The organism is Streptomyces sp. NPDC029014, from assembly GCF_055564695.1.
This window is the reverse complement of sequence record NZ_JBVHVT010000162.1, coordinates 1-6,399: the sequence shown is the minus strand read 5'-3', so window position 1 is coordinate 6,399 and position 6,399 is coordinate 1. Positions and strand designations below refer to the sequence as shown.

Annotated in this window: 6 protein-coding genes; 3 read left to right on the top strand and 3 right to left on the bottom strand. The window is 70.7% G+C overall.

Annotation, left to right across the window (positions count from 1 at the left end):
• Positions 1 to 135: 135 nt before the first annotated feature.
• Positions 136 to 609 carry a RidA family protein gene (locus tag ACZ4VL_RS39825; RefSeq protein ID WP_468210684.1) on the bottom strand — a complete coding sequence of 158 codons (474 nt, stop codon included), beginning with the start codon at positions 607 to 609 and terminating at the stop codon, positions 136 to 138.
• Entirely contained in the window at positions 606 to 767 is a 162-nt protein-coding gene (locus ACZ4VL_RS39820) for a DUF4177 domain-containing protein (protein WP_007264966.1), read from the bottom strand. Before ACZ4VL_RS39820 ends, ACZ4VL_RS39825 begins: the two co-directional genes overlap by 4 nt.
• 127 nt (positions 768 to 894) lie before the next feature.
• On the opposite strand from ACZ4VL_RS39820, the gene bagA reads away from it, so the two are divergent.
• The gene (gene bagA / locus ACZ4VL_RS39815) at positions 895 to 1,875 is read left to right on the top strand and encodes an ATPase BagA (RefSeq protein ID WP_468210681.1); all 981 of its coding nucleotides are present in this window, start codon (positions 895 to 897) and stop codon (positions 1,873 to 1,875) included.
• The gene (bagB, locus tag ACZ4VL_RS39810) at positions 1,872 to 3,161 is read left to right on the top strand and encodes an ATPase BagB (protein ID WP_468210678.1); all 1,290 of its coding nucleotides are present in this window, start codon (positions 1,872 to 1,874) and stop codon (positions 3,159 to 3,161) included. The genes bagA and bagB overlap by 4 nt, the downstream gene beginning before the upstream one ends.
• A gap of 41 nt (positions 3,162 to 3,202) precedes the next feature.
• On the opposite strand, the gene ACZ4VL_RS39805 is transcribed toward bagB, so the two are convergent.
• Positions 3,203 to 3,553 carry a WhiB family transcriptional regulator gene (locus tag ACZ4VL_RS39805; protein WP_179174215.1) on the bottom strand — a complete coding sequence of 117 codons (351 nt, stop codon included), beginning with the start codon at positions 3,551 to 3,553 and terminating at the stop codon, positions 3,203 to 3,205.
• Between the two features lie 397 nt (positions 3,554 to 3,950).
• On the opposite strand from ACZ4VL_RS39805, the gene ACZ4VL_RS39800 reads away from it, so the two are divergent.
• Positions 3,951 to 6,257, top strand: a complete 2,307-nt coding sequence (locus tag ACZ4VL_RS39800; protein ID WP_468210674.1) for a transglycosylase domain-containing protein — start codon at positions 3,951 to 3,953, stop codon at positions 6,255 to 6,257.
• Positions 6,258 to 6,399: the final 142 nt, after the last annotated feature.

Genomic DNA, 6,399 nt, shown 5'->3' with positions numbered 1-6,399 from the left:
GCGGTGGGCTGCCTTATCCATGGGAGTAGGGCATAGGCCCTTCGGATCGGGGCTCCCCCCCCCCCCCCCGCCCCCCCCCCCCCCCCACTGCCCCGGGGCCGGTCGGGCCCCGAGAGGGGCAGGTATCAGGGCCGGTCAGGCCTCGGGCAGCAGCTCGACCTGGATCTCGACCTCGACCGGGGCGTCCAGCGGGAGGACCGCCACGCCGACCGCGCTGCGGGCGTGGACGCCCTTGTCGCCGAGCACCTCGCCGAGGAGCTCGCTCGCGCCGTTGAGGACGGCCGGCTGCGCCGTGAAGTCGGGGGCCGAGGCGACGAAGCCCACGACCTTCACGACGCGCGCGATCCGGTCGAGGTCGCCCGCGACGGACTTCACCGCGGCGAGCGCGTTCAGCGCGCAGATCCCGGCGAGCTCCTTGGCCTGTTCGGGCGAGACCTCGGCGCCGACCTTGCCGGTCACCGGCAGGCTGCCCCTGACCATCGGGAGCTGGCCCGCGGTGAACACGTAGTTGCCCGAGCGGACGGCCGGCTGGTACGCGGCCAGCGGGGCGGCGACCTCGGGCAGGGTCAGGCCGAGCTCGGCCAGCTTCGCTTCGACGGCGCCGCTCATGCCTTCTCCCGCTTGAGGTAGGCCACGAGCTGCTCGGGGTTGTTCGGGCCGGGCACGACCTGGACGAGCTCCCAGCCGTCCTCGCCCCAGGTGTCCAGGATCTGCTTGGTCGCGTGGACCAGCAGCGGGACCGTCGCGTATTCGAACTTCTTGGTCATGGGGGCGAGCGTATCGCCTGTCGCCCCGGGGAAACGCCCGGCCGGAGCGCGGCGCCCGGCCCCCGGCTGCGGCCGGGGGGAGAGGGTCCTGCGCGACGCGGGGGCCCAATGGTTAGGCTCAGAGGCTGTGAGCAGGCTCCAGGTGGTCAGCGGCAAGGGCGGAACCGGAAAGACCACGGTTGCCGCGGCACTCGCGCTCGCCCTCGCACGCGAGGGCCGGCGGACGCTTCTGGTGGAGGTCGAGGGCAGGCAGGGGATCGCACAGCTCTTCGGGACGGAGGAGCTCCCGTACGAGGAGCGCCGGATCGCCGTCGCTCCGGGCGGCGGGGAGGTGTTCGCGCTCGCCATCGACGCGGAGCGGGCGCTGCTGGACTACCTCCAGATGTTCTACAAGCTCGGGTCCGCGGGCCGCGCCCTGAAGAAGCTCGGGGCGATCGACTTCGCGACGACGATCGCGCCCGGCCTGCGGGACGTGCTGCTGACCGGCAAGGCGTGCGAGGCGGTGCGCCGCAAGGACAAGGCCGGCCGGTTCGTGTACGACCACGTCGTCATGGACGCGCCACCGACGGGGCGGATCACCCGCTTCCTGAACGTCAACGACGAGGTGGCGGGGCTGGCCCGGTTCGGGCCGATCCACAACCAGGCGCAGGCCGTGATGAACGTCCTCAAGTCCCCGGAGACGGCGGTCCACCTGGTCACGCTGCTGGAGGAGATGCCCGTCCAGGAGACGGCCGACGGGATCGCCGAACTGGTGGAGGCCGGCCTCCCGGTGGGGCGGGTCGTGGTCAACATGGTCCGGCCGCACCATCTGGACGAGGAGGCCCTGCGGGCCGCGGGCAACGAGCGGCGGGCCGCCGTGGCCCGGGCGCTGTCGCGGGCGGGCCTGGGCGGCGCCCGGCGCGGCGGGCAGGCGGAGCGGCTGGTGGAGCCGCTGCTCGCGCAGGCCGCCGAGCACGCGAGCCGGGTGGAGCTGGAGCGCGCGCAGCGGGCCGTGCTGCGGGAGCTGGGGCTGCCGACGTACGAACTCCCGCTGCTCGGCGCGGGGATGGATCTGGCCGGGCTGTACGAGCTGGCCTCGGAGCTGCGGAAACAGGCGGGCGAGGAATGAGTGAGGCCTTGGGCACGTCGTCGTCGCCGGAGCTGTCCGTGGACGGGCTGCTGGACGACCGCGACACCCGGATCATCGTGTGCTGCGGCGCGGGCGGGGTCGGCAAGACCACGACCGCCGCGGCCCTGGGTCTGCGGGCGGCCGAGCGGGGCCGGAAGGTGGTCGTGCTGACCATCGACCCGGCGCGCCGGCTGGCCCAGTCGATGGGGATCGACTCCCTCGACAACACCCCGCGCCGGGTGTCCGGGGTGGCCGGCGACGGCGGTGAACTGCACGCCATGATGCTGGACATGAAGCGGACCTTCGACGAGATCGTCGAGGCGCACGCGGACCGGGAGCGGGCCGGGGCGATCCTGGCCAACCCCTTCTACCAGTCCCTGTCGGCCGGCTTCGCGGGCACGCAGGAGTACATGGCGATGGAGAAGCTGGGGCAGCTGCGGGCCCGGGACGACTGGGACCTGATCGTGGTGGACACCCCGCCGAGCCGGTCCGCGCTGGACTTCCTCGACGCGCCGAAGCGGCTCGGGTCGTTCCTGGACGGGAAGTTCATCCGGGTGCTGATGGCCCCGGCGAAGGTCGGCGGCCGGGCGGGGATGAAGTTCCTCAACGTCGGCATGTCGCTGATGACGGGCACCCTCAGCAAACTGATGGGGGCTTCGCTGCTGAAGGACGTACAGACCTTCGTGGCGGCGATGGACACCATGTTCGGCGGCTTCCGCACCCGCGCGGACGCGACGTTCCGGCTGTTGCAGGCGCCGGGGACGGCCTTCCTGGTGGTGGCGGCCCCCGAGCCGGACGCGCTGCGCGAGGCCGCGTACTTCGTGGAGCGGCTGGCCGCGGAGCGGATGCCGCTGGCCGGGCTCGTCCTGAACCGGGTGCACGGCAGCGGCGCCGACGGGCTGTCCGCCGAGCGGGCCCTGGCCGCCGCAGACAATCTTGAGCGGGCCGGCATTGTGGATCAGGAGGCCGGGAAAGCTGGACTTCGTGACTCGGCCGCAGAGGGCGTACGCGCGCAACCGGGCCCGGACGCGGGCTCGGACGCCGACGCGGCCGCGGAAGCGGATGCGGATGCGGATGCGGACGAGATCGCGGCGGGACTGCTTCGCCTGCACGCCGAGCGCATGCAGGTGATCGCGCGCGAGCAGCACACGCGCGACCGGTTCACCTCTCTGCACCCCGAGGTGGCGGTGACCGAGGTGGCCGCCCTGCCCGGCGATGTGCACGACCTCGCCGGGCTGCGGGCCATCGGAGAACGACTCGCGGCCGGGGTTCCGGCCGGAGCGTAGGCGACCGTACGGCGACGGGTGTACGCGGAACGGCGGGGGATCTACCCGGCCGCCGCGTACGTCTCGTACGGGACGTCCATCTCCGCATCGACATCCACGGTGAGGATGCCCGTGCTGCGTTCGTACTCCATGCGGGCGGTTTCGAGCAGTCGCCGCCACGAGGTGACGGTGGGTCGCCGGCGCAACAACGCGCGACGCTCCCGCTCGGTCATTCCGCCCCACACGCCGAACTCGACGCGATTGTCGAGCGCGTCGGCCAGGCACTCGGTCCGCACCGGACATCCGGTGCACACCGCCTTGGCCCTGTTCTGTGCCGCTCCTTGAACGAACAGTTCATCCGGATCGGTAGTGCGGCAGGCTGCCTGCGCACTCCAGTCGGTTACCCAGCCCATCCCGGCGCCGTCCTCTCCCGAATCGAGGCTCCCCCACGGCGGTAGCGGCATATTCACCGCTGCCAGTTGAGGACGTTACGGAAGGCGAGGACGGCGCAACACCCCCGACGGGCCCAATCTTGAATGGTCCGAACGGACTATGGGTAAGCGGCAGATCACCCGACGGAGTGATCGAACGACATGCCGGACCGTTCCGGCGATTCGGATGAAATCGGCGAACCCCGGACGAGCGGCCGTCAGAGTGAGCGGCGAGATTCGGACATCAGTCCACCCCATTCGGGAAGGGTGAAAATCAAGCCGGAGGGTTGATGTTGGGCCGCACTGCTGTGACAGTTGGGGACAGCTTAGGCCAAGGCATTCGCGTGTGTCCGGCGAATGAGAACGTAGGCTGCACTCCATGGGTAAGAAGCGCTCGGGCGCCGGGCTCACGGGGCCGCAGCAGGCCGCCAAGTTCCTCGGGCTGTCCGTTCTCTCCGGAGTCGTTCTGGCAGGTATCGCCATCCCGGGCGCCGGGGCCCTCGGGCTGGCCGCCAAGGGCACCGTCGAGGGGTTCGACGAGATCCCGGCCAACCTCAAGACCCCGCCGCTCAGCCAGCGCACCACGATCCTGGACGCCGAGGGTGGCCTGATCGCCACGGTGTACTCGCGCGACCGGCAGGTGGTCCCGCTCACGGCCATCTCGCCGTACATGCAGAAGGCGATCGTCGCGATCGAGGACTCGCGCTTCTACGAGCACGGCGCCGTCGACCTCAAGGGCATCCTGCGCGCGGTCAACCGCAACGCGCAGGAGGGCGGCGCCGCGCAGGGCGCCTCGACGCTCACCCAGCAGTACGTGAAGAACGTCTTCGTCGAGGAGGCCGGCGACGACGAGACCAAGGTGCGCGAGGCCCAGGAGAAGAGCCTCGGGCGCAAGATCCGCGAGCTGAAGTACTCGATCCAGGTCGAGGAGGAGCTCGGGAAGAAGAAGATCCTCGAGAACTACCTCAACATCACGTACTTCGGCCAGCAGGCGTACGGCATCGAGTCCGCCTCCCAGCGCTACTTCAGCAAGCCGGCCAAGGAGCTCACCCTGGACGAGTCGGCGCTGCTCGCCGGCCTCGTGCAGTCGCCCAGCCGGTACGACCCGGTGAACGACAACCAGGAGGCGATGAAGCGCCGCAACGTCGTCCTCCAGCGCATGGTCGACATGAAGGACATCTCGCAGGCCGAGGCGGACGAGGCGAAGAAGAAGCCGGTCCAGCTGAAGGTGACCCGGCCCAAGAACGGCTGCATCACCGCCGTCAAGGGCGCGGGCTTCTTCTGCGACTACGTGCGCAACACGTTCCTGACCGACCCGGTGTTCGGCAAGACCCGCGAGGAGCGGGCCAAGCTCTGGAACCGGGGCGGCCTGACCGTCCGTACGACACTGGACCCGCAGTCGCAGGACTCCGTCAACGAGTCGATCAAGGACCACGTCAGCCAGGACGACAAGGTCGCCACGGCCGTCACCCTGGTCCAGCCCGGCACCGGCCGGGTCGTCGCCATGGGCCAGTCCAAGCCCTACGGCTTCAACAAGAACGAGACGCAGATCAACTTCTCCGTCGACAAGCGGATGGGCGGATCCAACTTCGGCTTCCCGACCGGCTCGACGTTCAAGCCGTTCGTCGCCGCGGCGGCCCTGGAGGAGGGCGTCTCCCCCGGCAAGGTGTACCAGTCGCCCTACCAGATGGAGTACCCGAGCCCGGTGCAGACCTGCGGCGACAAGCCCTGGGTCAACACCAAGCACGAACGCCTGGAGAACGAGCAGGAGTCCGAGGTCGGCCCGTACGGCATGAACCAGGCGATGGCCAAGTCGGTCAACACCTACTTCGTGGAGATGATCACGGAGACCGGCGTGTGCCCGGTCACCGAGATGACCACCAAGCTCGGCGTGATCCCGGCCGACGGCACCAAGCTGGCCGAGGTCCCGGCCATCGCGCTCGGCACCGAGGGCATGTCGCCGCTGACCATGGCCAACGCGTACGCGGCCTTCGCCAACCGCGGCACGTACTGCACCCCCGTCTCCATCGAGTCCATCACCGACTCCCACGGCAAGGCGCTGACCGTGCCGAAGTCCAAGTGCGAGCGGGTGATGTCGGAGCGCACCGCCGACACGATCAACAGCCTGCTGCTCGGCGTGGTCGACTCCGGTACGGGTACGGCGGCGGGCCTGACCGACCGGCAGAACGCGGGCAAGACCGGCACCACCGACAGCCGCTACAACGCCTGGTTCGTCGGGTACACGCCGAACATGTCCGGCGCGACCTGGGTCGGCTCGGGCGGCTCCAAGCAGGTGTCGATGGAGAACATCACCATCGGCGGCCAGTACTACGACAAGGTGTACGGCGGCGGGCTGCCCGGCCCGATCTGGAAGCAGGCGGTCAGCGGGGCCCTCTCCGGCCGCGAGGCCCCGAGCTTCGTCACGGTGCCCCTGCCCGACACCGGGAACCCCGGCGGCGCCGGCAAGCCCACCCCGCCGAACAACCCGACGAAGCCCAACAAGCCGGGCAAGCCCGGCAAGCCCGGCGGCGGCGAGGGCAGGCCCGGCGGCCAGGCCACGGGCGGCGGCGGCACGACCGGCGCCACCACGGGCGCCGCGACGGGCGGGGGCAACACGCCGCCCAACCCGTTCCCCGGGGTCACCGTGGGACCGGGCGGCGTGATCGGCGGCCGCGAGGGGCAGTAGCGCCCGGGGACGGCACGACGAACGACAGGGCAGGACAGAACGGGGCGGGGGGGGGGGGGGGGGGGGGGGGGGGGGGGGGGGGGGGGGTGGTTCCTTTTTGTTCTTTTTGTTGGGGGTGGTTTTTTTGTTTTGGTGGTACATC